Origin of the sequence: Micromonospora sp. WMMB482 (genome assembly GCF_019038635.1) — a bacterium.
Classification (GTDB): Bacteria; Actinomycetota; Actinomycetes; order Mycobacteriales; family Micromonosporaceae; genus Micromonospora; species Micromonospora marina.
Genome location: NZ_JAHOPD010000020.1, coordinates 586142 through 609749, shown reverse-complemented (window position 1 = coordinate 609749; position 23608 = coordinate 586142). Strand labels below are relative to the sequence as shown.

At 72.8% G+C, this 23608-nt stretch carries 26 protein-coding genes and 1 other RNA gene; 17 read left to right on the top strand and 10 right to left on the bottom strand.

The window, feature by feature from the left end:
• The first annotated feature begins 36 nt into the window (after window positions 1-36).
• Both KSK32_RS03615 and mctP read left to right on the top strand, forming a co-directional pair.
• Window positions 37-279: a DUF3311 domain-containing protein gene (locus tag KSK32_RS03615; RefSeq protein WP_216928447.1), complete on the top strand. Its 243-nt coding sequence runs from the start codon at window positions 37-39 to the stop codon at window positions 277-279.
• Window positions 279-1934, top strand: coding sequence for a monocarboxylate uptake permease MctP (gene mctP, locus KSK32_RS03610; protein WP_216928445.1), 1656 nt, complete (start codon window positions 279-281; stop codon window positions 1932-1934). Before KSK32_RS03615 ends, mctP begins: the two co-directional genes overlap by 1 nt.
• 55 nt (window positions 1935-1989) lie before the next feature.
• Here the strand turns inward: mctP and KSK32_RS03605 are convergent, their stop codons facing one another.
• Window positions 1990-2457 (bottom strand): MarR family winged helix-turn-helix transcriptional regulator, encoded by a 468-nt coding sequence (locus tag KSK32_RS03605; RefSeq protein ID WP_216928443.1) that lies wholly within the window; start codon window positions 2455-2457, stop codon window positions 1990-1992.
• A gap of 56 nt (window positions 2458-2513) precedes the next feature.
• Here KSK32_RS03605 and KSK32_RS03600 point away from each other — a divergent pair, with 56 nt between their 5' ends.
• Complete coding sequence (locus tag KSK32_RS03600) at window positions 2514-3737, top strand: MFS transporter (RefSeq protein WP_216928441.1); 1224 nt, start codon at window positions 2514-2516, stop codon at window positions 3735-3737.
• A gap of 25 nt (window positions 3738-3762) precedes the next feature.
• Here KSK32_RS03600 and KSK32_RS03595 read toward each other — a convergent pair whose 3' ends face one another.
• A complete protein-coding gene (locus KSK32_RS03595; RefSeq protein ID WP_216928439.1) occupies window positions 3763-4524 on the bottom strand; it encodes a sulfite exporter TauE/SafE family protein in 762 nt (253 codons plus the stop codon).
• A 171-nt stretch (window positions 4525-4695) separates the two neighbouring features.
• On the opposite strand from KSK32_RS03595, the gene rnpB reads away from it, so the two are divergent.
• An RNA gene (gene rnpB / locus KSK32_RS03590) (RNase P RNA component class A) lies at window positions 4696-5104 on the top strand.
• A gap of 102 nt (window positions 5105-5206) precedes the next feature.
• Window positions 5207-5545 (top strand): immunity 51 family protein, encoded by a 339-nt coding sequence (locus KSK32_RS03585; protein WP_216928437.1) that lies wholly within the window; start codon window positions 5207-5209, stop codon window positions 5543-5545.
• 255 nt (window positions 5546-5800) lie between these two features.
• Here the strand turns inward: KSK32_RS03585 and KSK32_RS03580 are convergent, their stop codons facing one another.
• A complete protein-coding gene (locus KSK32_RS03580) occupies window positions 5801-6136 on the bottom strand; it encodes a hypothetical protein (protein WP_216928435.1) in 336 nt (111 codons plus the stop codon).
• A 64-nt stretch (window positions 6137-6200) separates the two neighbouring features.
• Between KSK32_RS03580 and KSK32_RS03575 the strand changes: the two genes are divergently transcribed.
• Both KSK32_RS03575 and KSK32_RS03570 read left to right on the top strand, forming a co-directional pair.
• Window positions 6201-6596, top strand: a complete 396-nt coding sequence (locus KSK32_RS03575) for a VOC family protein (protein ID WP_216928434.1) — start codon at window positions 6201-6203, stop codon at window positions 6594-6596.
• Window positions 6597-6773: 177 nt separating this feature from the next.
• On the top strand, window positions 6774-7730 hold the full coding sequence (locus tag KSK32_RS03570) for a threonine/serine dehydratase (protein ID WP_216928431.1): 957 nt from the start codon (window positions 6774-6776) through the stop codon (window positions 7728-7730).
• Between the two features lie 114 nt (window positions 7731-7844).
• Here KSK32_RS03570 and KSK32_RS03565 read toward each other — a convergent pair whose 3' ends face one another.
• The 3 genes from KSK32_RS03565 to KSK32_RS03555 all read right to left on the bottom strand — a co-directional run bounded on the left by KSK32_RS03565 (window position 7845) and on the right by KSK32_RS03555 (window position 9973).
• A complete protein-coding gene (locus tag KSK32_RS03565) occupies window positions 7845-8330 on the bottom strand; it encodes a roadblock/LC7 domain-containing protein (RefSeq protein WP_216928428.1) in 486 nt (161 codons plus the stop codon).
• Window positions 8327-8698 carry a hypothetical protein gene (locus KSK32_RS03560; protein ID WP_216928426.1) on the bottom strand — a complete coding sequence of 124 codons (372 nt, stop codon included), beginning with the start codon at window positions 8696-8698 and terminating at the stop codon, window positions 8327-8329. Before KSK32_RS03560 ends, KSK32_RS03565 begins: the two co-directional genes overlap by 4 nt.
• 207 nt (window positions 8699-8905) lie before the next feature.
• Window positions 8906-9973: a DNA glycosylase AlkZ-like family protein gene (locus KSK32_RS03555; RefSeq protein WP_216928424.1), complete on the bottom strand. Its 1068-nt coding sequence runs from the start codon at window positions 9971-9973 to the stop codon at window positions 8906-8908.
• Between the two features lie 68 nt (window positions 9974-10041).
• Here KSK32_RS03555 and KSK32_RS03550 point away from each other — a divergent pair, with 68 nt between their 5' ends.
• From KSK32_RS03550 to npdG, 6 genes are all read left to right on the top strand, one after another.
• Complete coding sequence (locus tag KSK32_RS03550; RefSeq protein ID WP_216928422.1) at window positions 10042-10365, top strand: PadR family transcriptional regulator; 324 nt, start codon at window positions 10042-10044, stop codon at window positions 10363-10365.
• Entirely contained in the window at window positions 10362-11324 is a 963-nt protein-coding gene (locus KSK32_RS03545; RefSeq protein ID WP_216928420.1) for a hypothetical protein, read from the top strand. The genes KSK32_RS03550 and KSK32_RS03545 overlap by 4 nt, the downstream gene beginning before the upstream one ends.
• A gap of 455 nt (window positions 11325-11779) precedes the next feature.
• Window positions 11780-11983 (top strand): hypothetical protein, encoded by a 204-nt coding sequence (locus KSK32_RS03540; protein WP_018787041.1) that lies wholly within the window; start codon window positions 11780-11782, stop codon window positions 11981-11983.
• A gap of 77 nt (window positions 11984-12060) precedes the next feature.
• Complete coding sequence (locus tag KSK32_RS03535) at window positions 12061-12792, top strand: histone (protein ID WP_254186930.1); 732 nt, start codon at window positions 12061-12063, stop codon at window positions 12790-12792.
• Window positions 12793-12854: 62 nt separating this feature from the next.
• A complete protein-coding gene (locus tag KSK32_RS03530; RefSeq protein WP_216928415.1) occupies window positions 12855-14291 on the top strand; it encodes an RNB domain-containing ribonuclease in 1437 nt (478 codons plus the stop codon).
• Between the two features lie 66 nt (window positions 14292-14357).
• Entirely contained in the window at window positions 14358-15056 is a 699-nt protein-coding gene (gene npdG, locus KSK32_RS03525) for an NADPH-dependent F420 reductase (RefSeq protein ID WP_216928414.1), read from the top strand.
• 113 nt (window positions 15057-15169) lie between these two features.
• On the opposite strand, the gene panB is transcribed toward npdG, so the two are convergent.
• Both panB and KSK32_RS03515 read right to left on the bottom strand, forming a co-directional pair.
• Window positions 15170-16015 carry a 3-methyl-2-oxobutanoate hydroxymethyltransferase gene (panB, locus tag KSK32_RS03520; protein ID WP_216928412.1) on the bottom strand — a complete coding sequence of 282 codons (846 nt, stop codon included), beginning with the start codon at window positions 16013-16015 and terminating at the stop codon, window positions 15170-15172.
• A 120-nt stretch (window positions 16016-16135) separates the two neighbouring features.
• Window positions 16136-17896 (bottom strand): NAD+ synthase, encoded by a 1761-nt coding sequence (locus KSK32_RS03515; RefSeq protein WP_216928411.1) that lies wholly within the window; start codon window positions 17894-17896, stop codon window positions 16136-16138.
• Window positions 17897-18100: 204 nt separating this feature from the next.
• Here KSK32_RS03515 and glnA point away from each other — a divergent pair, with 204 nt between their 5' ends.
• On the top strand, window positions 18101-19450 hold the full coding sequence (gene glnA / locus KSK32_RS03510; protein ID WP_018787035.1) for a type I glutamate--ammonia ligase: 1350 nt from the start codon (window positions 18101-18103) through the stop codon (window positions 19448-19450).
• 79 nt (window positions 19451-19529) lie between these two features.
• Window positions 19530-19955 carry a DUF350 domain-containing protein gene (locus tag KSK32_RS03505; protein WP_216928409.1) on the top strand — a complete coding sequence of 142 codons (426 nt, stop codon included), beginning with the start codon at window positions 19530-19532 and terminating at the stop codon, window positions 19953-19955.
• Between the two features lie 205 nt (window positions 19956-20160).
• Here the strand turns inward: KSK32_RS03505 and KSK32_RS03500 are convergent, their stop codons facing one another.
• Entirely contained in the window at window positions 20161-20688 is a 528-nt protein-coding gene (locus KSK32_RS03500) for a hypothetical protein (protein WP_216928407.1), read from the bottom strand.
• Between the two features lie 181 nt (window positions 20689-20869).
• Between KSK32_RS03500 and KSK32_RS03495 the strand changes: the two genes are divergently transcribed.
• Window positions 20870-21766: a virginiamycin B lyase gene (locus KSK32_RS03495; RefSeq protein ID WP_216928405.1), complete on the top strand. Its 897-nt coding sequence runs from the start codon at window positions 20870-20872 to the stop codon at window positions 21764-21766.
• Between the two features lie 85 nt (window positions 21767-21851).
• Here the strand turns inward: KSK32_RS03495 and KSK32_RS03490 are convergent, their stop codons facing one another.
• Window positions 21852-22727, bottom strand: a complete 876-nt coding sequence (locus KSK32_RS03490; protein WP_254187442.1) for an LD-carboxypeptidase — start codon at window positions 22725-22727, stop codon at window positions 21852-21854.
• A gap of 112 nt (window positions 22728-22839) precedes the next feature.
• Here KSK32_RS03490 and KSK32_RS03485 point away from each other — a divergent pair, with 112 nt between their 5' ends.
• A complete protein-coding gene (locus KSK32_RS03485) occupies window positions 22840-23607 on the top strand; it encodes a type 1 glutamine amidotransferase (RefSeq protein ID WP_216928403.1) in 768 nt (255 codons plus the stop codon).
• Window position 23608: the final 1 nt, after the last annotated feature.

Here is a 23608-nt window from a genome sequence, read left to right as displayed (position 1 = left end):
TCACATGGCCCGCTACGAACGCCTGGAGGGTGTCACATGTCCGAACCGGAACCGGAGGCGCTCGACACGGCGCGATCCAGGGCGAAGGACAAGAGTCCCTGGAACTGGTTGCTCTTCATCCCGATCGTGGTGCCGCTGATCCCGGCACTGTTCAACGCCGACTCGCCCCGCCTGTTCGGGTTCCCGCGTTTCTACTGGCTGCAACTGGTCTGGATCCTGCTGGGCGTCGGCACCACCACGCTGGTCTACCAGATGACCAAGAAGCGGGGTGACCACTGATGTGGCGGGACCACCTCACCGAGATCATCGTCTTCACGCTGCTGTTCCTGCTGGTCAGCGCCATGGGTTTCGTGGCGGCGCGGTGGCGCAGACCGACGGACATGGCCCACCTGGACGAGTGGGGGCTGGGCGGGCGCAGCTTCGGCGGCTGGATCACCTGGTTCCTGGTCGGCGGTGACCTGTACACCGCGTACACGTTCGTGGCCGTCCCGGCGCTGATCTTCGGGGCCGGCGCGGCGGGCTTCTTCGCCGTGCCGTACACGATCGTCATCTACCCGCTGGTGTTCCTGGTGCTGTGCCGGCTCTGGTCGGTCTCGCACCGGCACGGGTTCGTCACCCCCGCCGACTTCGTCCGCAACCGGTTCGGCTCGCCGATCCTGGCGCTGCTGGTCGCGATCACCGGCATCGTCGCCACCATGCCGTACATCGCGCTGCAACTGGTCGGCATCGAGGCGGTGCTCAAGACCATGGGCGTCACCGGGGAGAGCGCGCTGGCCCGGCACCTGCCGATCATCATCGCGTTCGCGATCCTGGCCGCGTACACGTATCAGTCCGGCCTGCGCGCCCCGGCGCTCATCGCGTTCGTCAAGGACTCGCTGATCTACGTCGTGATCCTGGTCGCGGTGATCTGGCTGCCGTACAAGCTCGGTGGCTGGGGCGCCATCTTCGACGCGGCCGACGCGAAGTTCCAGGCGTCACCCGCACCCGGCGACGGCATCCTGCTCAACCAGAACAACCAGATCCAGTACGTGACGCTGGCGTTCGGCTCGGCGCTGGCGCTGTTCCTCTACCCGCACAGCATCACCGGCGTGCTGGCCAGCCGGAACCGCGACGTGATCAAGCGGAACATGTCCGCGCTGCCCGCGTACAGCCTGCTGCTGGGGCTGATCGCGCTGCTCGGTTACATGGCGATCGCAGCGAACGTGCAGCCGCTGCCCGGCGCGAGGGAGGGCACGACCGACGGCAACACGGTGGTGCCGCTGCTGTTCGACCAGCAGTTCCCGGACTGGTTCGCCGGGGTGGCGTACGCCGCCATCGGCATCGGCGCACTGGTCCCCGCGGCGATCATGTCGATCGCGGCGGCGAACCTGTTCACCCGCAACATCTACAAGGAGTACCTGAAGCGGGACGCCACCCCGGCGCAGGAGGCGAACGTCTCGAAGATCACCTCGCTGGTGGTGAAGGTCGGCGCGGTGGCCTGCATCGTCTTCCTCGACCCGCAGTTCTCGATCGACCTCCAGCTCATCGGCGGCGTGATCATCCTCCAGACGCTGCCGGCGGTGGCGCTGGGCCTCTACACCCGCTGGTTCCACCGGGGTGCGCTGATCGCCGGCTGGGCGGCCGGCATGGGCCTGGGCATGTGGATGCTCTACCAGATCGGCAACCCGGCGACCGGGAAGAAACACTTCGCCGGGTCGGCGTTCCCGCTGGAGAAGTTCGGCTTCGACACACCGAAGACCATCTACGTCGGCATCGTCGCGGTGCTGGTGAACCTGGTGGTGGCCGCGCTGCTCACGCTGGTGCTGCGCGCCGCGAAGGTGGCCGACGGCCCCGACCACACCACGCCGGACGACTACTTCGCCGACGAGGGCGACCCGCGCGTCACTCCCGGCGCCGACCGCGACGCGGACTCCGCACGCGAACCCGTGGCATGAAAGGAAGGGCCCCTTATTGACGCATTCTGCATAATAAGGGGCCCTTCCTAACGCCTCAGCGGCGTCGGTTACGCGCGTCGAGCGCCTCGTTGAGGCGGTGCAACATCTCCGCGAGCGTCTCCCGGTCCGCCTCGGGCCAGGCGGCGAGGATGTCGCCGTACAGCCGGGTGCGGGCCGACCGGACGGCGGCCATCCGCTGGAGCCCGGCCGCCGTCGCGGAGATCACCGTGCCGCGCCCGTCGGCCGGGTCGGGGGTACGCGAGATCAGCCCGTCGCGCTGGAGCGCGGAGACCTGCCGGGTGACAGTGGAGCCGTCCAGGTTCAGCCGGGCGGCGAGCGCCGACACGTTCTGCGGGCCGGCCGCGTCGAGATGGCGCAGGATCACGTACGCGGCGCGGTCCAGCAGGCGGTGCTCCGTCGTGCCGGTGCCCCGGCGGGTGGCCTCGCCCAGGCGCATCAGCAGCGCCACCTCGGTTTCGATCCGGCCGAGGGTGACCTCGGCGGCGTGGACGTCCTCGCTCATAGCTGTAGGATACAGGGAAAGTATCTGTACGATACAGCTATCTGGGGGGTTGCGGAGTGGATCGCCGATCCGAGCCCAACCGCAGTGCCGTCTACGCCACCACGCTCGTCGCGTTCCTCGCCATCGCCGGCATCGCCGTGGTCGACCCGATCCTGCCCGCCATCGGCGAGGCGATCGGCGTCACCGCCTGGCAGGTCGAGCTGCTCTTCACCGCGTACATCGCGGTCATGGCCGTCGGCATGATCCCGGTTACGCTCGCCAGCGGGCGGTTCGGTTTCAAGCCGGTGCTCGTCACCGGCGTCTCCGTCGTCGGCCTGGCCGCCATCGGAGCCTCGTTCAGCAACGACATCGTGCAACTGTCGGTGCTGCGCGGCGTCTGGGGGCTGGGGAACGCGATGTTCTTCGCCACCGCCATGGTGGTGCTGGTCAACCTCGCGAACGACAGGGAATGGGTGGTCGGCCTGTTCGAGACCGCCCTCGGGCTCGGCTTCGCGGTCGGCCCGCTGATCGGCGGCCTGCTCGGCGAGGTCAGCTGGCGGCTGCCGTTCTTCGTCTGCGGCGTGTTCATGGTGCTGGCGCTCGGCGTCGCCGCCCGCAAACTGCGCGAACCCGCCCACAAGCAGCCCCCCGTACGCGTCGGCCAGATCTTCGCCACCTACCGCAGGTCCGCGTTCGTGACGCTGTGCGTGGTCACCGCCGCATACAACTTCGTCTTCTTCGTCGTGCTCGGCTACACGCCGCTGTTCCTGCGCCTCGACGTCATCCCGCTGGGCCTGGCGTTCACCGGCTGGGGCCTCGGCCTGGCCGCCGGCATTCTGCTGATCGGGCACCGGCTCGCCCACCGCATCGGCGCGGTGCAGACAGTCGGCGTGGCACTGCTCGGCCTGCTGATCTGCATGGTCCTGTTCGCCACGTCCACCGGCACCGCCATGTCGCTCGTCGTCCTCGTGGTGGCCGGCCTGTTCATGGGCCTCGCCAACGCCAACCTGACCGACCTGGCGCTCGGGCTCGGTTCCGCCGACCGGCGCGTCGCCACCGGCGCGTTCAACCTGGTCCGCTGGGGCGCCGCCGCGCCCGCGCCGATCATCTCCGGCAAGCTGGCCGAGCACTCCCTGGCGCTGCCGTTCTGGGTCGGCTTCGGCGTGCTCGCCGCCGGTGTGGTCGCCTACCTCGCGTTCGGTCACCTCATGGCGACCGGCTACGGCGAACGGGTCATCTGGAACCGGGCCGCCCGCCGGGCCGAGCACGCACCGGAGGAACCGGTGGGGGAGGCGTACTGACCGGGTCTGCCCTGGCCCGTCGGTGTCAGGTCAGCGCGCGCCACAGCAGGTAGAAGCCGATGGTCGTGCCGAACGCCACGATCACCGTCTTCCACACCACCTGCGGGAGCCGGCGGGCCAGCCGCGCGCCCGCGTATCCCCCGAACAGGGTGGCCGGCGCGACCACCGCGACCGCCGCCCAGTTCACCGGACCGAACAGGGCGAACACCACGAGCGTGGTCAGCCCCACCACCGCCGAGAGCAGGTTCTTCACCGCCGACACCCGGGCCAGCGTCGCGTCCAGCACCAGCGCCAGCCCGGCCACCAGCATCACCCCGAGCGCCGCGCCGAAGTAGCCGCCGTACACAGTGCCGACCGCGACCATGGTCTGCACCGTGACGGTACGACGGCGCGCGCCCAACCGTTCCGGATGGCCGACGAGCCGGCGCAGCGGCCCCTGGAACGCGAGCACCGACGTCGCGCCCAGCACGAGGAACGGCACCACCAGCTCGAACGCCCGCGCCGGGGTCGCCAGCAGCAGCACGCATCCAGCGATCGTGCCGAGGACTGCGGTGGGCAGCAGCGACCACAGTTCCCGCCCGCGCGGCAGGTCCACCCGGCTGCCCGCCACGCTCGCCACGTACCCCGGGAAGACCGACACCGAGTTCGAGACGTTGGCCGCCACCGGCGGCAGGCCGGTGGCGATCATCGCCGGGAACGTGATCAGCGAGCCACCACCGGCCACCGCGTTGACAGTGCCCGCGGCGAGACCGGCGGCGATCAGGAGCGCGGCGTCGGAGAGATCCATGGTCCCCCGAGGCTAGTCGGTCGGGCGGGCGAGCGTGCATCGCGCCAGTTCGGGGAAGTGGCGGTGTCCCGGGTCGGTTGATGCCGCCACCTCCCCGAAGTGGTGGACGAGATGGTGGGCGGGGTGGAAATGGGCGCGGCGGGTGCGTCGTTAGGATGAGGGCGCGACGGACGAGTCGGCCGGGCGGTCGCGTCGACGGGCTCCGGCCCGTCGCCGAGGAACGTCCGGACTCCACAGGGCAGGGTGGTTGCTAACGGCAACCCGGGGTGACCCGCGGGACAGTGCCACAGAAAACAGACCGCCGCCCCGTAACGGGACGGTAAGGGTGAAACGGTGGGGTAAGAGCCCACCAGCACCCCGGGTGACCGGGGTGGCTCGGTAAACCCCACCCGGAGCAAGGCCAAGAAAGGGCCGTCACCGCAAGATGACGACCCGCGCAGACGCTTGAGGGCTGCCCGCCCGATGTCTGCGGGTAGGCCGCTGGAGCCTGCCGGCGACGGCAGGCCGAGATGGATGGCCGCCGCCGGCGCGCCTGCGGGCGTGCCGGGCACAGAATCCGGCGTACAGGTCGACTCGTCCGTCGCCCACCAGCTCAGAGCGGTTCCCTCACCAGCTCTGACCGGAACTCACGGGTGATCTCTAGGATCTTGCCACGACCACCGAGCACTGGCAGGCTTCGAAGATGACCTTGCTCAGGCTGATCGAGACCACTCCGGGGCAGTATTCGCTGCTGCTGGATGCCGGGACTACTCCGGTTGACAGTGTGATCGGGGAGCTTGGTCACGAGGCCAACGGCTACTTCTGGGCAGGCGTCGCGGAAGTTCTTGTCAGCACCGAGGCCGCGACGCTCGAAGGTCGTTTCGCCTACGACCCTGAGGCCGGCATGTTCTGCGCCTACGGCACCCATCGAGGCGCGCTGCAAGAGCTGGAGGACTTGATGAACACGGTCGCCACCGACGGCGAGCGCATGCGGCGACTGGTCACCGACGCCGAAGCGCGCGGGTTCGAGTTCGACGACTGACAGCCGAAGGCGGCCGGTCCCGGCCGGTGGAAGCGCGGCTATGGCTGCGGAGTGGCCGCCGAATCCGCAGGAGTGCAAGCCGCCGTGGCGTCTGGCATCGCTACCCGCCACCGTTCGCGGCGGGCTCGGGGAGCAGCGGCGATGGCAGACGAGTCGGTCGAGGTGCCGTCGCCGCTGCGCGAGTGCATCATCTGCGCTCGGGGACCGGAACGATTCGCGCTGGTGAGTGTCACCGCCGACCTCGGACCAGCTCATTCATTCCCGTAATGGCGGGGGCAGCGGTGCTTCTCCCCTCAGTACCAGCCCGGCCAGCTCGACGCGTTCCGGATGGAGGAGGTCGTCGCGGAGCGGGTGACGCGGCACGTTGATGCACCGCTGGCCCGCCACCGCCTCGCAGACCGGGCACCGGAGGAAAAGACCGCACTGCGGCACCAGCTCGCCGCCCTGAGCCAGCGCACCCCGGCCGATCTTGACGATCGCCCGGTACAGGTCGTCGTCCTGATGCCGGGCGGCCCCGGCTGCCACCTCCCGCATGCCCTCCCAGAACAGTTCTGCGGCCATCGGCTCGTCGATGTCGATGTCGATACGCACGATCGGGAGTACCCGTCCTCGACGCGGGGGAACATCCCCCACCAGACCTTGCGATGATCCGGTCATGACCTCGTACGTCTCCCACACCACTGTGGACTGTGCCGACGCCTACGCCCTGTCCCGCTGGTGGGCATCCGTCCTCGACTACCGCGAGGACCCGGACGACCCGAACGAGCCGGGCCACGAGGAGTGCATGATCCACTCGCGGGACGGGCGGCATCGCCTGCTCTTCCTCGAGGTGCCGGACGCCAAGCAGGTCAAGAACCGCATTCACCTCGACCTGCGCCCGGCCGAGGGGACGCGGGACGAGGAGTTGGCCCGGCTGACCGGGCTGGGGGCGGCAGTGGTGGCCGACCGGCGGGAGACCGACGGCACCGGCTGGGTGGTGCTCGCCGACCCGGAGGGCAACGAGTTCTGCATCCTCCGCAGTGACGCCGAGGTGGCCGCCAGCCGATCGTGACCGTGATCGAACGGCCGCCCCCGGCTCCAGCGATCTTGGAGTTGTGGCACCTCACGAACTTCGTGGATGGGGCGTTCTGGGCGCCATAACTCCAAGATCGGCGAGCGCCGGCGAACGAGGGCGGCGTGGGGCACGAGGTCCGTGTGGGGCACGAGGCCGGTGTGGCACGCTTCGGTGGTGATCGAGCTTGCGGACATCCAGGCGGCCGCCGACCGGATCGCCGACGTCGTGGTGCACACTCCGACCCTGCCCAGCCCGGGACTGACCGAGCTGCTCGGCGTACCGGTCACGGCCAAGCTGGAGCTGCTGCAACGTACCGGATCGTTCAAGGCCCGGGGTGCGGCGGCGAAGCTGCTCGCGCTCGACGACGCCGAGCGTGCGGCCGGGGTGGTGGCGGTCAGCGGCGGCAACCACGGCATCGCCGTCGCGGTCATGGCCGGTGCCCTCGGGGTGGCGGCGACGGTGGTCATGCCCCGCACGGCGCCGGCGCGCGCGGTCGAGGTGGCCCGCGCGGCGGGCGCGGACGTGCGCCTGACCGAGGACATGGCCGGCGCGTTCGCGCTGATGAACCGGTTGCGGGACGAAGGCGTGACGCTGCTGCACCCGTTCGACGACCCGATCGTGCTCGCCGGGCAGGGCACTGTCGGCCTGGAGTTCGCCGACGACGCCGGTGAGCTGACCGACGTGCTGGTCAGCATCGGCGGGGGCGCGCTGATCTCGGGCGTGGCGGCGGCGCTGCGGGCGCTGCGGCCGGGGGTACGGATCTGGGGCGTGGAGACCGAGGGCGCGCAGGCGATGTCGCAGGCGATCGCGAAGGGCGGCCCGGTCGAGGTGCCGCTGTCGTCGATCGTGACCACGCTCAGCGCGCCGAGCGTCTCGCAGCTCACCTACGACCACGTGACCGCGCTGGTCAGCGATGTTCTCGTGGTCTCCGACGCCGAGGCGGTGCGGGGCACCGTCGAGTTGGCCGAGCACGCCAAGGTGTGGGCCGAACCGGCCGCTGGGTGCCTGCTGCCTGCCGCCCGCCGGGTGGTCGAGCGGGTGGGCGGCGACGCCCGGCTGGGCCTGGTGGTCTGCGGCGGCAACGCCACCGTGGCCGACGTGACCGCGTGGGCCGGCCGCTTCGGCGCCTGACCCACCGCACCCACCGCCGCGCCGCGCTACCGCCGCGCCACACGGACGGCAGAACCCGGAGGTACGCCGGCCGCCTGCGGTCCGGACGGGTGGGACCGAGACGACCGGCGTACGTCAGGACGTGGCCGGGCTGACGCCGTCGAGCAGTTCGGCGAGCCGGGCCGCTGCGGTCGGGGCGTGCAGGTGCAGCCGCGCCACGTTGATGCTGTCCGTGCCGATCACGGCGAGCAGCGCGTGCCCGTTGATCGCGTACACGCTGAGGTAGCCGCCGGCGTTACGCACCGTGGACTGCTGGAAGTCGCCCTGTCCGAGCCGGAACCCGACCTGACGGCCGAGCCCGTACATGGTGGCGGCGAGCGCGGCCAGGTCGTCCGGGTCGGCGCCGTTCTGCAGGTTGTGCGTGACGAGCAGGCCGTCGACGCCGCCGAGGACGCAGCCGTGCACGCCGGGGATCTGCAACCGCAGCGCGGAGAGTTCCTGACCGATGGCCGGGTACGGCAGCGCCGGGTTGCCGGCCAGCGACTGTGGGAGCGCGCGTGGCGGCGGCAGGGTGCCGGCCTCAGGGCGCGTACGGCGGGGGAGGTCGTCCACCCGGCTCACAGTTCCAGGCTCTCCTCGATCGCGCGCAGCTGGTGTCTGGCCATCGCGAGGTTGGCCCGGCTCTTGCTCACCATCAGGTAGAGGAACAGGCCCTTGCCGGTGCGGTTGCTCAGCGGGCGGATCAGGTGGTACTGGCTGCCGAGCGTGATCAGGATGTCCTCGATCTCGTCGTCGAGCTTGAGCATCTCGATGGTGCGCAGCTTGGCGCGTACGACGTCGGTGTTGCCGGCGGCGGCGACGGTCAGGTCGATCTCGCCGGTGCCTCCGGCGACGCCGAGGGTCATGCCACTGGTGTAGTCGACGAGCGCGGCCCCGATCGCGCCGTCGATGTCCATCGCGTTCTTCAGCGCGATGTCAAGGTTGCCCACGATTCTCTCTCCCCAGCTCGGGCCGCTGTCCACCGGAGCGGGCGGGCAGCGGGTACGGTCCGTCGAGGCTCGCATATGGAGTCGCGTCCTGCATCCGGGCCGTTGATGATCCACCTGAGCAGTCCCTCCCGGACCGGCCACCGGTCCCCGCAAAGGGGACGCGCCGTCCGATGGCCGATTCCCGGCTGGGCTGCTACGACGCGGTCCTCAGCGGGCCGGGAGGCGCAGATCGCGCAGGCCCGACCAGGACGCGAGCGCGGCCATCTCGGCGTGCACGGCGGCGGTCAGCTCCGGGGTGAAGGGCACGTCCGGGTGGATCGCGTCGACCCGCAGCACCGACGCCCTGCGGTCGGCGGTCGCGTCGACCTTGCCCACCAGCCGGTCGTGGTGCAGCACCGGCAGGGCGAAGTAGCCCCAGCGCCGCTGCGTCTTCGGCACGTACATCTCCAGCCGGTAGTCGAAGTCGAACAGCTCCTTGGCGCGGACCCGGTCGTGCACGAGCCGGTCGAAGGGGGAGAGCAATGCGGTGCGGCCGGTGAACGGCGCGTCGTCCAGCGCGGCCGGGGCGACCCGCCAGACGCCGGATGTACCCTCGATCCGCGCCGGCTCGCCCGCGTCGCCGACCACGGCCGCCCGGGCGACGCCGAGCGAACCCAGCCGCCGTTCGGCGCGTCGCCGCGCGGCCTCCTCGGCGGAGACCGCGGCGGTGGCCGGGTAGACCCGTTGAGCCAGGTCCCAGGTACGTTGGCGGCCGGCCCGCCCGGCGACGGCGACCTCGCCCCGGGCGGCGAGGAACTCCAGCATCTGGGTGACGTTGCGGTTGTTCGTCCAGCCGCTGGACGGCCATGGCACGACGCTGCGGTCCTCGATGTCCCGGCTGAGCCGGGGGCCGGCGTCGCGCAGCACGTCCAGCACGTAGCGGCGGAAGCTGTCGTTGGCGGCCAGCCAGTCCCGGCGTCGGGCGTCGGGGGGCCAGGCGGCCATCTCGGCGAGGTGCAGGGCCAGGTCGGCCATCGGCCTGATCATGGCCCGGTGCTCGAAGAGGCTGCGCTCGTGTTCGAGGGCGCGGACCAGGTCGTTCGGGTGGTAGCCGGCGCCCAGGCGGGTCCAGGCCACCAGGTCGGCGTTGGGTGCGACCGCGGCGGTCGGGTCGATCTGTAGGAACGTCAGCCGATCCACAGTCGACAGGAGGTCGGCCGGCCGGTGGGCGTCGAGCAGTTGAGCGCGGACGGCGATCCGGCGGGCGGTGGCGCGGTCGAGCAGGTGCGGGGTCACAGCCGCGAGGCTAGCCCGTCGGCCCGTCGAGGACCGCACCCTATGTAGAGTTCCGATAAAGTGCGCCCGTGCGACTGACCATTCCGGCGGCGAAGGTGCTCTCGGCGCTGCTCGCCGAGCCCGAGGCGCCGCGCTACGGCCTCGACCTGATGCGGCTCACCGGCCTGTCCAGCGGGACGCTCTACCCGGTTCTGCACCGCCTCCAGGCGGCGGGCTGGCTCGCCGCGGACTGGGAGGACGTCGACCCGGTCGCGGCCGGCCGCCCGGCCCGCCGTTACTACCGCCTGACCGGCGAAGGCCTCCGGTCGGCCCGGCTGGCAGTGGCCGAGCTGCGTGCCCTCGTACCCGTTGAGTATCCCGGCGTGGACCCGGCCGGGGCGCCGGCGCGGTGACCCGGCGGGTGGCGGCTCTGCTGCTGCGGGCCGCCGTGCGCCGCTGGCCGGCGGAGCTGCGTGCCGACCTGGCCCGGGAGTGGGCCGCCGAGCTCCACGAGCTGGCCCGCACCGGCCGGCGGTGGCCGATGCTCCGGTTCGCTGCGAGCCTGGCCGCCAGCCGGGCCGCCACGCCACTGACCGGTCGGGCGGCGTCGCGGCGGCTGGGGCGTACCGCGGGGGTGTTGCTGCTCGCGCCGCCGGCCTGCGTCGCCGTCCTCGTGCTCGCCGGAGCGGTGATGGGCCTGACCCACGGGTGGCTGGAGATGCGCGTGCCGTGGGCCGCCGCCGCACAGGTGCCGACCTGGTCGGCGCTCACCGCGCTGCTCGGTGTGGCGCTCGCGCTCGTCGTCGGCCGGGCCGCGCGCCGGACCGTGCGTGTGAGGGCGCTACCCACCGCGCTCGGCGTGGTGCTGCCGATCGCCGCGACGGTGACCGCGACGCTGGCGCTGTTCGCCGCCCGGGGCGAGAGCCGCGTCTGGGAGACGGTGCCCGGGCTGCTGCTGTGGCTGGCGCTGCTCACGGCGGCGCTCTGGGCCGCCGGGGCGCTGGCGCGCCGGGACCGGGTCCGGGCCGCGTGGCTGGCCGGGGTGCTCGGCGCGCTGGTCGCGGCCGACGCGGCGGTGGTGCTCGCGGTGGTCACCTCGATCCCGGCCACCGCACCCGTGGCGGACGGTCTGCCGCCGGACTCGGTGGACCGGATCTCCGCGCCGCTCTGGTTGTTCACCTGCTGGACCGACTCGTCGTTCGGGCTGCCCCGGCCGACGGAGTGGGAACGGTTCCTCATCACCGACCGGGTGCTCGTCGAGCCGATGTTCCACCTGACGTGCACGCCCTACGCCCTGGCGTACGCGATCGCGGCGGCCCGCCCGGCGCCTGCCGCCGTGCCCGGTCCGGAGCCCGTCCCGGCGCCCGCCTGACGGTCAGGCGTGCCAGCTCAGCGCCCGGCCGGCCCGCTCGTAGTGCCGGGCCAGCTCGGCGTCGATCCGCGCGGCCCGCGCCTCGGTGAGCGTCACCGCCTGCAGGAGCAGCACCGAGATACCGGCGACGAGAATGCCGGCGAACCCCGGCCCGGTCGACTCCAGTGACCGGCCGAGCAGGGCGGCCTACTGCTGGCGGGTGAGCCGCGCGGCGAGCCGGTGGGTCCGCCGGTCGACCCAGGACCAGCCGCGTGCCCGTCGTCGTGGTGATCACGAGCGCCGATCCTGGCTGTTTCCCACAGGCGCCGGTACCGGCCGTTCGGACGAGGGCGGGCGTGGCCGCCTCTTCCGCGGTTGCCCGCCGCAACCGCGGTGACCAGGTCTACTGTGGAGAAGAACGTGACTATTTGTGCGTTCCGGTGGCGGCCGGGCGGTTCCCGGTGCACAGTGATCGCATGAGCGACGACGGAAGTGGTGGGCACTACTACTGGTGCACGCGACACCACCGGGTCGAGACCGATGCCGACGTGTGCCCCGCACGGCACGTTCTCGGACCGTACGCCTCAGCCGCCGACGCGGACAACGCCCTGCAGACGGTGCGGGAGCGGAACGACGCGTGGGACGCCGAGGACGCCCGTTGGGCCGGGGAGGGCCGCTAGACGGCGCGGGAGGGCCCGCGTCGAGGTGATCCGTGCTCCGCGAGGGCGAGAGCACGTCCCCAGGAAAGGGAACCGAGATGGCCGAAGCACAGCAGGCCACCCGCCCGGCCGCGAAACGGACGACCGCGAAGAGGACCGCCGCGGGCAGGACGACCACGGTCACCAAGGCGTCGCCGAACGCCTCGGGCGCCGGCGCCGGACGGACACCGGCGAAGAAGGCGGCGGCCAAGAAGGCAGCCGCCAGGAAGGTCGTGTCGGCGGCCCGCAAGGCGCCGGCCACCAAGACCACCACCAGCAGGGCGGCGGCGAAGAAGACCGCGGGCCGGACGGCGCCGGCCGGCCGGGCCACCGCCAAGAGCGCGCCGGCCAAGAAGACCACGGCGAAGAAGACGACCGCGAAGAAGACCACGGCGGCCCAGAAGACGGCGGCGGCGAAGAAGACCACAGCGGCCCGGAAGACCACGACGGCCCGGACCACCGCGACAGCGAAGAAGGCGCCGGCCCGCAAGACGACGGCGGCGAAGAAGACGACGGCGGCCAAGAAGACCACGGGCGCGCGGAAGGTCACCTCGGCGGCGAAGAAGACCACCGCCGCGGCGAAGACGGCGCCGGCGAAGAAGACCACCGCCTCGACGCGTCCCACGGCGCGCAAGGCGGCGGCGAAGAAGGCGCCCGCGCGCAAGGCCACCACCGCGCGCAAGACCACCACCACGGCGAAGAAGACCACCGCCGCGAAGAAGGCGCCGGCCCGCAAGAGCACGGCCGCGAAGACCACCACCGCACGTCAGGCGCCGGCCCGCCGCGCCTGACGCCGCGGACACCGCTCCCTCCCGGGGAGCGGAACGTGCGGGGCGCTGTCAGGATTGACCGCGTGGTGATCCGACGCGTACTGGCGCCCCGTATCGACTTCGGCGCGCTGCGCCGCGAGCTGGGACTGCCCGAGGGCTTCCCGGCCGCGGCGCAGCGCGAGGCCGACCTGGCCGCCGCCGCGCCGCCACCGGCCGTCGCCGACCGGACCGACATCCCGTTCGTCACCGTCGACCCGGCGACCTCGCGCGACCTCGACCAGGCCATGCACCTCACCCGCCGTCCCGGCGGCGGCTTCCGCGTCCGGTACGCGATCGCGGACGTCCTGACCCACGTACGCCTCGGCGGTGACCTGGAGGCCGAGACGTGGCGCCGGGGGCAGACGGTCTACCTGCCCGACGGCAACGTGCCGCTGCACCCGCACACGCTCAGCGAGGGGGCGGCGAGCCTGCTGCCCGACGCCGACCGGGCCGCCGTGCTCTGGACCGTCGACCTGGACGCCGACGGCGGCACCGTCGCGGTCGCGCTGGAGCGGGCGCTGGTGCGCAGCCGGGCCAAGCTCGACTACGTCGGCGTGCAACGCGACGCCGACGCCGGCCGGCTGCCCGAGCCGATCGCCCTGCTGCCCGAGATCGGGGCGCTGCTCACCGCGCGGGGACTGAGCCGGGGCGCGATCAACCTGCCGCTGCCGGAGCAGGACGTCGAGTCCGACGGCGACGGGTGGCGGCTGGTGCTGCGTGGTCCCGTCCCGATGGAGGAGCACAACGCCCAGATCTCGCTGCTGACCGGAATGGCCGCGGCCGACATCATGCTGGCCGGCCGGATCGGGCTGCTGCGCACCATGCCCCGCCCACGCCCGGAGGCGGTCGAACGGCTGCGGCTCGCCGCCGGCCCGCTCGGCGTGCCCTGGCCGGACGGCACGCCCGTGGGTCAGGTGCTCGACGGGCTGGACACCTCCCAGCCCCGGGTGGCGGCCTTCGTCGACCAGGCCGCCGAGCTGATGCGCGGCGCCGCGTACACCGCGTTCGACGGGGAACTGCCCGAGCAGCCCGAGCACGGCGGGGTGGCCGCCGCGTACGCGCACGTGACGGCGCCGCTGCGCCGGCTGGCCGACCGCTACGCCACCGAGGTCTGCCTGGCGCTGCACGAGGGCCGCGAAGTGCCCGAGCAGGTCCGGGCCGCGCTGCCGAAGCTGCCCGAGGTGATGGCCGCGACCGACCGGACCGCGGGTGCGGCCACCCGGGGCGCGGTGGAGCTGGCCGAGGCGGTGCTGCTCGCGCACCGGGTGGGGGAGACGTTCGAGGCGGCGGTGCTCGACGTGGACGAACCGCGCCCGGCGGGCAACGGCCGTCCCGGCCGCCCGCCCGGCGGCACGATCGCGCTCGACGAGCCGCCGGTGCGCGCCCGCTGCACCGGCGATCTGCCGCTGGGCGAACGCGTCCGGGTGCGGCTCACGGTCGCCGACCCGGCCCAGCGCCGGGTCGCCTTCGAACGGGCGTGACCAGCGCGGCGATTGTCACAGCATCGGGATGCACCGCTCGCCGTCCCGCTTTGCGAGGATGAGCCCATGGCTTACGACGCGACCACGCTGCCCGACGTCTCCGGGCTGACCGTCGGCATCATCGGGGGCACCGGCGACCAGGGACGGGGTCTCGCCTACCGGTTCGCCCGGGCCGGGCAGACCGTGCTGATCGGCTCCCGTACCGCCGAGCGGGCCACCCGGGCCGCCGCCGAGATCGCCGCCCTGCCGCACGTACCGGAGGGCGCCGTCGTCTCCGGCGGCGACAACGAGGACGTCGCCCGGCGCAGCGACGTGGTGATCGTGGCGGTGCCGTGGGAGGGGCACGCGGCCACCGTCGCCGCGCTCGCCGGACCGCTGGCCGGCAAGATCGTGGTGGACTGCGTCAACCCGCTCGGCTTCGACAAGCAGGGCCCGTACGCGCTCACCGTCGCCGAGGGCAGCGCCGTGCAGCAGGCCGCCGCCCTGCTGCCCGAGTCCCGGGTCTGCGCCGCGTTCAACCATGTCAGCGCGCCGCTGCTGGCCGACCCGGAGATCGACCGGATCGACCTGGACGTGCTGATCTGCACCGAGGACCGGGAACTCGTGGGCGTGGTCGCCGCGCTGGCCGCGCGGATCCCCGGCATGCGGGGCATCTACGCCGGGCGGCTGCGCAACGCCCACCAGATCGAGGCGTTCACCGCCAACCTGATCGCGATCAACAAGCGCTACAAGGCGCACGCCGGCATCCGGGTCACCGACCTCTGACGCGCTGCCGCCGCGCCCCCGCACGCGGCGCGGGCGGGGCCGCGGCGGCAGCGCGTGTTAAGAAGGGGCCCCTTCTCTGCGCGAGGCGTTAAGAAGGGGCCCTTCCTTGCATCTCAGAAGGTGTGCTCGGCCGCCGGGAACTCGCCGCCACGCACCTCGTCGGCGAACCGGCGGGTGGCGTCGGTGAGCGCGCCGGACAGGTCGGCGTAGCGCTTGACGAAACGCGGCGCCCGGCCGGTCCGCAGCCCGGCCATGTCCTGCCAGACCAGCACCTGCCCGTCGGTGTCCGGGCCGGCCCCGATCCCGACGGTGGGGATGGGCAGCTCGGCGGTGGCCCGCTTCGCCACCTCGCCCGGCACCATCTCCAGCACCACCGCGAACGCGCCCGCCTCGGCCACCGCCCGCGCGTCGGCGAGCACCTCCTCGGCCGCCTCGCCCCGGCCCTGCACCCGGTAGCCGCCGAGCGTGTGCTCGCTCTGCGGGGTGAAGCCGACGTGCGCCATCACCGGGATGCCGGCGCCGGTGATCGCCTCGATCTGGGCGGCGCAGCGCCGCCCGCCCTCCAGCTTCACCGCGTGGCAGCCGCCCTCCTTCATGAACCGCACCGCGGTGCGCAGCGCCTGCGCCGGCCCCTCCTCGTACGAGCCGAACGGCAGGTCACCGACGATCAGCGAGTGCTTCGTGGCCCGTACCACGGCGCGGACCAGCGGCAGCAGCTCCTCGGCGGTCACCGGCAGCGTGGTCTCGTAGCCGAAGACGTTGTTCGCCGCCGAGTCGCCGACCAGCAGCACCGGGATACCCGCCTGGTCGAAGATCGAGGCCGTGTACTGGTCGTACGAGGTCAGCATCGCCCATCGCTCGCCGCGCTCCTTGGCGGCGATCAGGTCGCGGGTGCGTACCCGCCGGGTGGCCGGCCCGCCGTAGAGGGCGGTCACCTCGGCCGGGGTGGACTCCATCATGACAATCTCCTTCCCTCGAGGCCGCGCACGCGGTCCCCGGGTTCCCCGCGATCGTCGCATCGGGCGGCGGGTCGCGGGCAGGTCGGAGTGGAGGATGTCACTCCCCGGCCGGGGGAGCGGTCAGCCGTCCTCGCGCCACCGGTTGGTGATCGGCAGCCGCCGGTCCCGCCCGAACGCCTTCATGGAGATCTTGGTGCCGGGCGCGGACTGCCGTCGCTTGTACTCGGCGGTATCCACCATCCGCAGCACCTTGTCCACCACGGCCGGGTCGTGGCCGGACTCGACCAGGCCGTCGCGGCCCAGGTCGCCGTCGACGTAGCCGATCAGGATCGGGTCGAGCACGTCGTAGTCGGGCAGCGTGTCGCTGTCGAGCTGGCCGGGGCTCAGCTCGGCCGACGGCGGCTTGCCGATCGAGTTCTCCGGGATCGGCGGCGTCTGCCCGCGCCGTACCGCGTCGGCGTTGCGCCACTTCGCCAGCCGCCACACGAGCGTCTTCCAGACGTCCTTGACCGGGTTGTAGCCGCCCACCGAGTCGCCGTAGAGCGTCGAGTAGCCCACCGCCAGCTCGCTCTTGTTGCCGGTGGTGAGCACCAGGTGGCCCTCCTGGTTCGACAGCGCCATGAGGATCACGCCGCGTACCCGGGCCTGGAGGTTCTCCACCGCCACACCGGACAGCGACATGTTCGCCAGGAACGTGTCCACCATCGGCTGGATCGGCTCGACCCGGTAGTCCAGGCCGGTCCGCTTCGCCAGGTCCTCGGCGTCGGTGCGGGAGTGCTCGGAGGAGTGCTGGCTGGGCATCGAGACGCCGACCACGCGGTCCGGCCCGACCGCGTCCACCGCGATCGCCGCCGCCACCGCGGAGTCGATGCCGCCGGACAGGCCGAGCACCACCGACGGGAAGCGGTTCTTGTCGACGTAGTCGCGCAGGCCCAGCACCAGCGCGTGCCACACCTCGGCCTCGTCGGCGACCGGCTCGATGATGCCGCCGTCGGCAGCCGGGCCGGTCGGCGCGGCCGGGATCGCCGGGAGGTCGTGGCGGGCCACGCGCATCCCGTCGGCCGGTGCGCCGGTCCCGCCGGACGCACCTGCGGCCGCCGGCAGCTCCAGGTCGTGCACCAGCAGGTGCTCGACGAACTGCGGCGCCCGGGTCAGCAGCGTGCCGTCCGCGGCGACGATCATGGAGTCACCGTCGTAGACCAGCTCGTCCTGGCCGCCGACCATGTTCACGTACGCGATGGCGGCCCCGGCCTCCGCGGCGCGCCGGCGTACCAGCGGCAGCCGCACGTCGTCCTTGTTCAGCTCGTACGGCGAGCCGTTGATACTCAGCACCAGCCCGACGCCGGCCTCCCGCGCCACCGCGAACGGGCCGCCGGCCTGCCACAGGTCCTCGCAGATGGTCAGCGCCACGTCGATCCCGCCCACGCGCACCACGGTGAGCGTGTCACCGGGGACGAAGTAGCGGTCCTCGTCGAAGACGCCGTAGTTGGGCAGGTGGTGCTTGAAGTAGGTGGCCGCCACCTCGCCCCGGTGCAGCAGCGCCGCCGCGTTGCGGGCGCCCCGGCCCGGCTCGGCGTCCGAGCTGACCTGCGGGGGGCCGTCCGCGTCCAGGTAGCCGACCAGTACCGGCAGGTCACCGAGGCCGTCGGCGGCCAGGTCGGCGGCGAGCCGGTGCAGCGCGGCGCGGGACGCGGCCACGAACGAGCGGCGGAACACCAGGTCCTCGACCGGGTAACCGGTGAGCATCAGCTCGGGGAACAGGACGAGCTGGGCGCCGGCGTCGGCGGCCTGACGGGTCCACGTGCGGACCAGGCCGGCGTTGCCGGCGAGGTCGCCTACCGTCGGGTTGACCTGGCACAGGGCGAGACGCAGGGTGGGCATGCCTCCATCTTCCCTCAGCCGTCCGGGCCGAATCCGACAGGTCGCGGGAGACCGGGGCGGCGCGGTGCGCGTCCCGCCCGGCCGGACACGGCGGGACGGCCGGCCGGGGAAGGCGTAACGTCGGCGTAACGAGCCCGGTGGAGACTGGGCGGTCAGGCCCGGCCGGCCCGACCGGTGCGGACGTACGTGTCACGAGGGGTGGAAGTGGACCGTCAGCAGGAGTTCGTCCTCCGCACGCTGGAAGAGCGGGACATCCGTTTCGTCCGGCTGTGGTTCACCGATGTGCTCGGCACGCTCAAGAGCGTCTCGGTGGCCCCGGCGGAGCTGGAGGCGGCCTTCGAGGAGGGCATCGGCTTCGACGGCTCCGCGATCGAGGGCTTCGCCCGGGTGTTCGAGTCGGACATGGTGGCCATGCCGGACCCGACCACGTTCCAGGTCTTCCCGTTCGAGGGCGGAGTCAGCGGCGAGAGCGCCCGGATGTTCTGCGACATCATGCTGCCCGACGGCAGCCCGTCCTGGGCCGACCCGCGGCACGTGCTGCGCCGGATGCTCTCCCGGGCGGCCGACAAGGGCTTCACCTTCTACACCCACCCGGAGATCGAGTTCTTCCTGCTGGAGAACGGTCCGCAGGACGGCTCGGTGCCCATCCCGGTGGACACCGGCGGCTACTTCGAGCACACCACGCACGCCGTCGCGCGGGACTTCCGCCGCCAGGCCGTGCTGGCGCTGGAGCGGATCGGCATCTCGGTGGAGTACAGCCACCACGAGGTCGCCCCCGGCCAGCAGGAGATCGACCTGCGCTACGCCGACGCGCTCACCACCGCCGACAACATCATGACGTTCCGGCACGTGGTGAAGGAGGTCGCGCTCTCCACCGGCGTGCAGGCCAGCTTCATGCCGAAGCCGTTCACCGACCAGCCGGGCAGCGGCATGCACACGCACCTGTCGCTGTTCGAGGGGGAGCGCAACGCGTTCCACGACGCCGGCGACCCGATGAAGCTCTCCAAGGTCGCGAAGTCGTTCATCGCCGGGCTGCTCACCCACGCCCGGGAGTACACCGCCGTCACCAACCAGTGGGTCAACTCGTACAAGCGGCTGTTCCCGCAGGCGCTGCCGGACCGGATCACCGAGAGCCCGGCGTACGTCTGCTGGGGTCACCTGAACCGGTCCGCGCTGGTGCGGGTGCCCGCGTACGGCAAGCCGAACTCGGCCCGGGTCGAGGTCCGCTCGCTGGACTCCGCGACCAACCCCTACCTCGCGTTCGCGGTGATGCTCGGTGCCGGCCTCAAGGGCATCGAGGAGGGCTACGAGCTGCCCCCCGGCGCCGAGGACGACGTCTGGTCGCTGAGCAGCGCCGAGCGCCGCGCCATGGGCTACGAGGCGCTGCCGGAGAACCTGGCCGAGGCGATCGACGTGATGGCCGGGTCCGAGCTGGTGGCCGAGGTGCTCGGCGAGCACGTCTTCGACTTCTTCCTGCGCAACAAGCGCTCCGAGTGGGAGCAGTACCGCCGCGAGGTCACCCCGTACGAGCGGCAGCGTTACCTCTCGCTCTAGATCACGCTGGCGCGGTGCCGCTATCGTCTGCGGCACCGCCCCGGCACCACCGCCGGGCGGGTGAGCCGGGGAGGCGTTGGTGCTGGGAGATCTGCTCGACGGGGCGTGGCAGAGCATCGTGTTCGGGATCGTCGGGGTGGCGCTGATGGCCGCCGGCTTCCTGCTCGTCGACCTGCTCACCCCGGGCAAGCTGCGGGAGCTGATCTGGGTGCGCCGCAACGGCAACGCCGCGCTGCTGCTCGCCGCCAACCAGCTCGGCATCGCCGGCATCGTCTTCACGGCCATCCTGACCAGCTACAGCTCGTTCACCAAGGGGCTCGCGTCCACAGTGGTGTTCGGGCTGGTCGGCCTGCTGGTGATGGCGCTGGCGTTCCTGGTGCTGGACCTGCTCACCCCGGGCAAGCTGGGTGACGTCATCGCCGCCGAGGAGCCGCACCCGGCGGCCCGGGTCAGCGCCGCCACCCACTTCGGCGCCGCGCTGATCGTCTGCGCCTGCATCGCCTGAAGCGGTGTCGTACTCCCGGGCAACCTGCTCGGCGTCCTCACCCCGTCGGGCGAGGGCTGAGCGCGCCTCGGGTGCCGTCGCCGGACCGAGGCGGACACACCCGTAGCGGCGCGGTGGCGGCGCCCTCTCGGGCACCGCCACCACGCCCCGCCCAGCTCCGGCCAGGAGGAGGGAACGGCCGGTGCGGGGCGGCGGGGTCACCACGTCACTTGCCGCCCTGGCCCTCCTGCCCGGTCTCGGCGCCCTGGCCGGGCTTGTCGCCACCCTTGCCGTGGTGGCCGGGCCTGCCGTCTGGGCCGCCCCTGCCCGGGCCGGGGAACACGCCCGCCTCGGCGGCCTTGAGCACCGCGTCGGCCTGCTCCCGCGTCAGCTTGCCGTCGGTGACGGCCTGGTCCAGCCGCTCCTTCAGCGCGGCCTGCCGGTCCTCCGTCGACGGCCGTTCCGGCCGCTCCGGGCGGTCGCCCTGGCGCTGCTCGTGCAGCTTCTCCAGCGCCGCGGTGACCTTGTCGGCCGGGACGCCCAGCTCCTCGGCGAGCGCCTCGGCGAACTCGGCCTGCCGGTCGGCGTGCTTCTGGCGGCGGTCGTCACCCTGGTCGGTGGTGCTGGCGCTCGAGGACGGGTTCGGGCTCTTGTCGTCGGCGAGCGCCACCGTCGGGGCGGCGATCCCGACGCCGAGCACGCCGGCGGCGGCCAGGCCGACCATCAGGTGCTTCTTCGACATCGTGCGGATCATGCGATTCTCCTGTTCGGTGGTGGTGCGATGACGTCACCGACAGTGGTCGCCGGAACTGAGGGCAACCCGTGGCGAACCTGTCAGCGAGCTGGCAATCCCGTCCGGAAGGCCCGTTTTAATCGTGTTGCCGGGGTGCCGGACCGCCCGCGAGTCTGGTCCAAACCCGACGAAAGGCCACCCGATGACACAGTCCGCCATCCGCGAGATCCCGCTCACCGGGCCGGGCTCCGGCCCGTACTCGATCGCGGTCGGGCCCGACGGCGCGCTCTGGCTGGCGTTGGCCGGCTCCGGCGGCGTCGCCCGGCTCGGTCTCGGCGGTGAGGTACGGACCTACCGCGACGACCCGCCCGGGAGCCGCCCGTTGATCATCGTCGCCGGCCCCGACGGCGCGCTCTGGTACACCCGCTCGGGCGACGACCGGCTCGGCCGGATCACCGTCGACGGCGAGACCGGCTCGGTGGCGCTGCCGCCCGGCTGCGGCCCCTGCGGGCTGGCGGTGGGCGCGGACGGCGCGCTCTGGTACGCCGGCATGAGCGACGACACGGTCGGCCGGGTGAGCGTCGACGGGGAGGTCACGTCGTTCCCGCTTCCGGTGGCCAAGGGCTTCCCGTCGATGCTGGCGGCCGGCCCGGACGACGCGCTCTGGCTCACGCTCAACCAGGGCAACGCGATCGCCCGGGTCGGCCTGGACGGGTCGGTGACAGTGCATCCGCTGCCCACCGAGGCGGCCGGGCCGGTCGGCATCACCCGGGGCGGTGACGGTGCGCTCTGGTTCGTCGAGATCGTCGCCGGGCAGATCGGCCGGATCACGCCGGACGGGCGGATCGACGAGTTCCCGTTGCCGGACCGGACGGCCCGCCCGCACGCGATCGTCGCCGATCCGGCCGGCGGCTGCTGGTTCACCGAGTGGGGCGCCAACCGCATCGGCCACATCGACCCCGACGGCCGCGTCACCGCCCACACCCTGCCCACCCCCGCGTCCGAGCCGCACGGCCTCACGGTCACCCCCGACGGCGCGGTCTGGGCCGCCCTGGAGATCGGCGCGGTGGCCCACCTCGCCCCGCCTTCTCAGGGTTGATCATGAGGTTGGCGGCAGTTGTGGATCTCCGAACTGCCGCCAACCTCATGATCGCCGGGCTCGGCGCCGGGCCTCGGCGCCGGGCTCAGCGGACGGCGGCGGTCACCGTGAGGGTGCCTGCGGTGGCGTCCAGGGTGGCGGGGGTGCTCACCGGGACGGTGAGCTGGCCGGGGCCGTGGCCGACGGGCAGGCCGCCGAGGACCGGTACGCCGAGGTCGCCCAGGCGGTCGGTGAGCACGTCCACGACGGTGGTGTCCCAGCCGTCCGCGCACTCGGTGAACTGGCCGACCGCCACCCCGGCGACCCCGTCCAGCGCGCCGCAGCGGCGCAGGTGGGTGAGCATCCGGTCGATCTTGTACGGCGGCTCCTGCACCTCCTCGACCAGCAGGATCGCCCCGGTCAGGTCGGGCATGTCAGGTGTGCCGACGGAGGCGGTGATCAGGCACAGGTTGCCGCCGAGCAGCCGGCCCTCGGCCCGGCCGGGCACCCGCACCGGGTATGTCTCCTCCGCCTCGACCGCCGTCACCGTCACCGGCTCGGTGCTGGTCAGCGCCGCGTGCAGCGACTCGGCCGAGCGGATCGGCGTGCGCTCGTCCCGCCACGCGGCGCCCGGCCCGTGCACCCCGGCCAGCCGGGCACCCCGCCAGAGCGCGAACTGCAACGCGGTGATGTCGGAGAACCCGGCCACCACCTTCGGATCCCGGCGTACCGCCGCCATGTCGATCAGGTCGACCACCCGCTGCGCGCCGTAGCCGCCCCGGGTGCAGATCACCCCGCGGATCTCCGGGTCGGCGAACGCCGCATTCAGGTCCGCGGCCCGCAGCGCGTCGTCGCCGGCCAGGTAACCCCGCCGGGCGTACGCGTTCGGCGCGGGCACCGGCCGCAGTCCCCAGCCGGTGAGCAGCTCGATGCCGCGGGCCACCCGCTCGGGGCGGGTCGGCCCGGACGGGGACACCAGCATCACCGCGTCGCCGGGACGCAGGGCCGGTGGGCGCAGGCAGTCGTCAGGCACGATCGGAGCCTAGGGCCTGCCGGACCGTGCCCGGTCGGACGCACCGGTTAGCCTCGACGTCGTGGCGACCGCGCTGGTGATCGAGAACGACCCGACCGACGACCTCCGCCGCCTGGGGGAGTGGCTCACCGAAGGGGGCCTGGAGCTGCGCGTGCTACGTCCGCACGCCGGTGACCCGCTCCCCGCCGACCTGGAGGGGTACGCCGCGCTCGTGGTGCTCGGTGGCGACCAGCAGGCGTACCCGGGGCCTGACGGCGGCCCCGGCGCGCCCTGGTTCCCGGCACTTGAGGGGCTGCTGCGCAAGGCGGTCCGCGGGCGGGTGCCCACGCTCGCCGTCTGCCTCGGCGCGCAACTGCTCGCCACCGCGCACGCCGGCCGGGTCGAACGCAGCCCGTCCGGCCCGGAGGTCGGGCCGGCGCTCGTGGGCCGGCGCGACGCCGCCGAGAACGACCCGCTGTTCCGGTACGTGCCGTTGATGCCCGACGTGCTCCAGTGGCACGCCGACGAGATCACCGAGCTGCCGCACGGCGCGACGCTGCTCGCCGCGTCCACCCGCTACCCGCACCAGGCGTTCCGCCTCGGCGACCGGGCCTGGGGGTTGCAGTTCCACATCGAGTGCGACACCGCGATGATCGCCGAGTGGTCCCGCGACTCGGCCGTGCTGGCCGAGCTGGGCTACGACCCGGAGCTGGTGGTGGCCGCCTGCGACCGGGTGATGGCCGACGTCGAGGAGGCGTGGCAGCCGTTCGCGATCCGGTTCGCCGCGCTCGCGCTCGGTGAACTCGGCGACGACAACCCGCGCCGCAGCCTGCCGCTGCTCGGGGCCTGAC

Bases quoted from the DNA above. Each gene is read 5' to 3' on its own strand.
- KSK32_RS03615 (WP_216928447.1), top strand. From the start codon at position 37: ATGTCCGAACCGGAACCGGAGGCGCTCGACACGGCGCGATCCAGGGCG.
- mctP (WP_216928445.1), top strand. From the start codon at position 279: ATGTGGCGGGACCACCTCACCGAGATCATCGTCTTCACGCTGCTGTTC.
- KSK32_RS03605 (WP_216928443.1), bottom strand. From the start codon at position 2,457: ATGAGCGAGGACGTCCACGCCGCCGAGGTCACCCTCGGCCGGATCGAA.
- KSK32_RS03595 (WP_216928439.1), bottom strand. From the start codon at position 4,524: ATGGATCTCTCCGACGCCGCGCTCCTGATCGCCGCCGGTCTCGCCGCG.
- KSK32_RS03585 (WP_216928437.1), top strand. From the start codon at position 5,207: ATGACCTTGCTCAGGCTGATCGAGACCACTCCGGGGCAGTATTCGCTG.
- KSK32_RS03575 (WP_216928434.1), top strand. From the start codon at position 6,201: ATGACCTCGTACGTCTCCCACACCACTGTGGACTGTGCCGACGCCTAC.
- KSK32_RS03540 (WP_018787041.1), top strand. From the start codon at position 11,780: ATGAGCGACGACGGAAGTGGTGGGCACTACTACTGGTGCACGCGACAC.
- KSK32_RS03535 (WP_254186930.1), top strand. From the start codon at position 12,061: ATGGCCGAAGCACAGCAGGCCACCCGCCCGGCCGCGAAACGGACGACC.
- npdG (WP_216928414.1), top strand. From the start codon at position 14,358: ATGGCTTACGACGCGACCACGCTGCCCGACGTCTCCGGGCTGACCGTC.
- panB (WP_216928412.1), bottom strand. From the start codon at position 16,015: ATGATGGAGTCCACCCCGGCCGAGGTGACCGCCCTCTACGGCGGGCCG.
- KSK32_RS03515 (WP_216928411.1), bottom strand. From the start codon at position 17,896: ATGCCCACCCTGCGTCTCGCCCTGTGCCAGGTCAACCCGACGGTAGGC.
- KSK32_RS03500 (WP_216928407.1), bottom strand. From the start codon at position 20,688: ATGATCCGCACGATGTCGAAGAAGCACCTGATGGTCGGCCTGGCCGCC.
- KSK32_RS03495 (WP_216928405.1), top strand. From the start codon at position 20,870: ATGACACAGTCCGCCATCCGCGAGATCCCGCTCACCGGGCCGGGCTCC.
- KSK32_RS03490 (WP_254187442.1), bottom strand. From the start codon at position 22,727: ATGCTGGTGTCCCCGTCCGGGCCGACCCGCCCCGAGCGGGTGGCCCGC.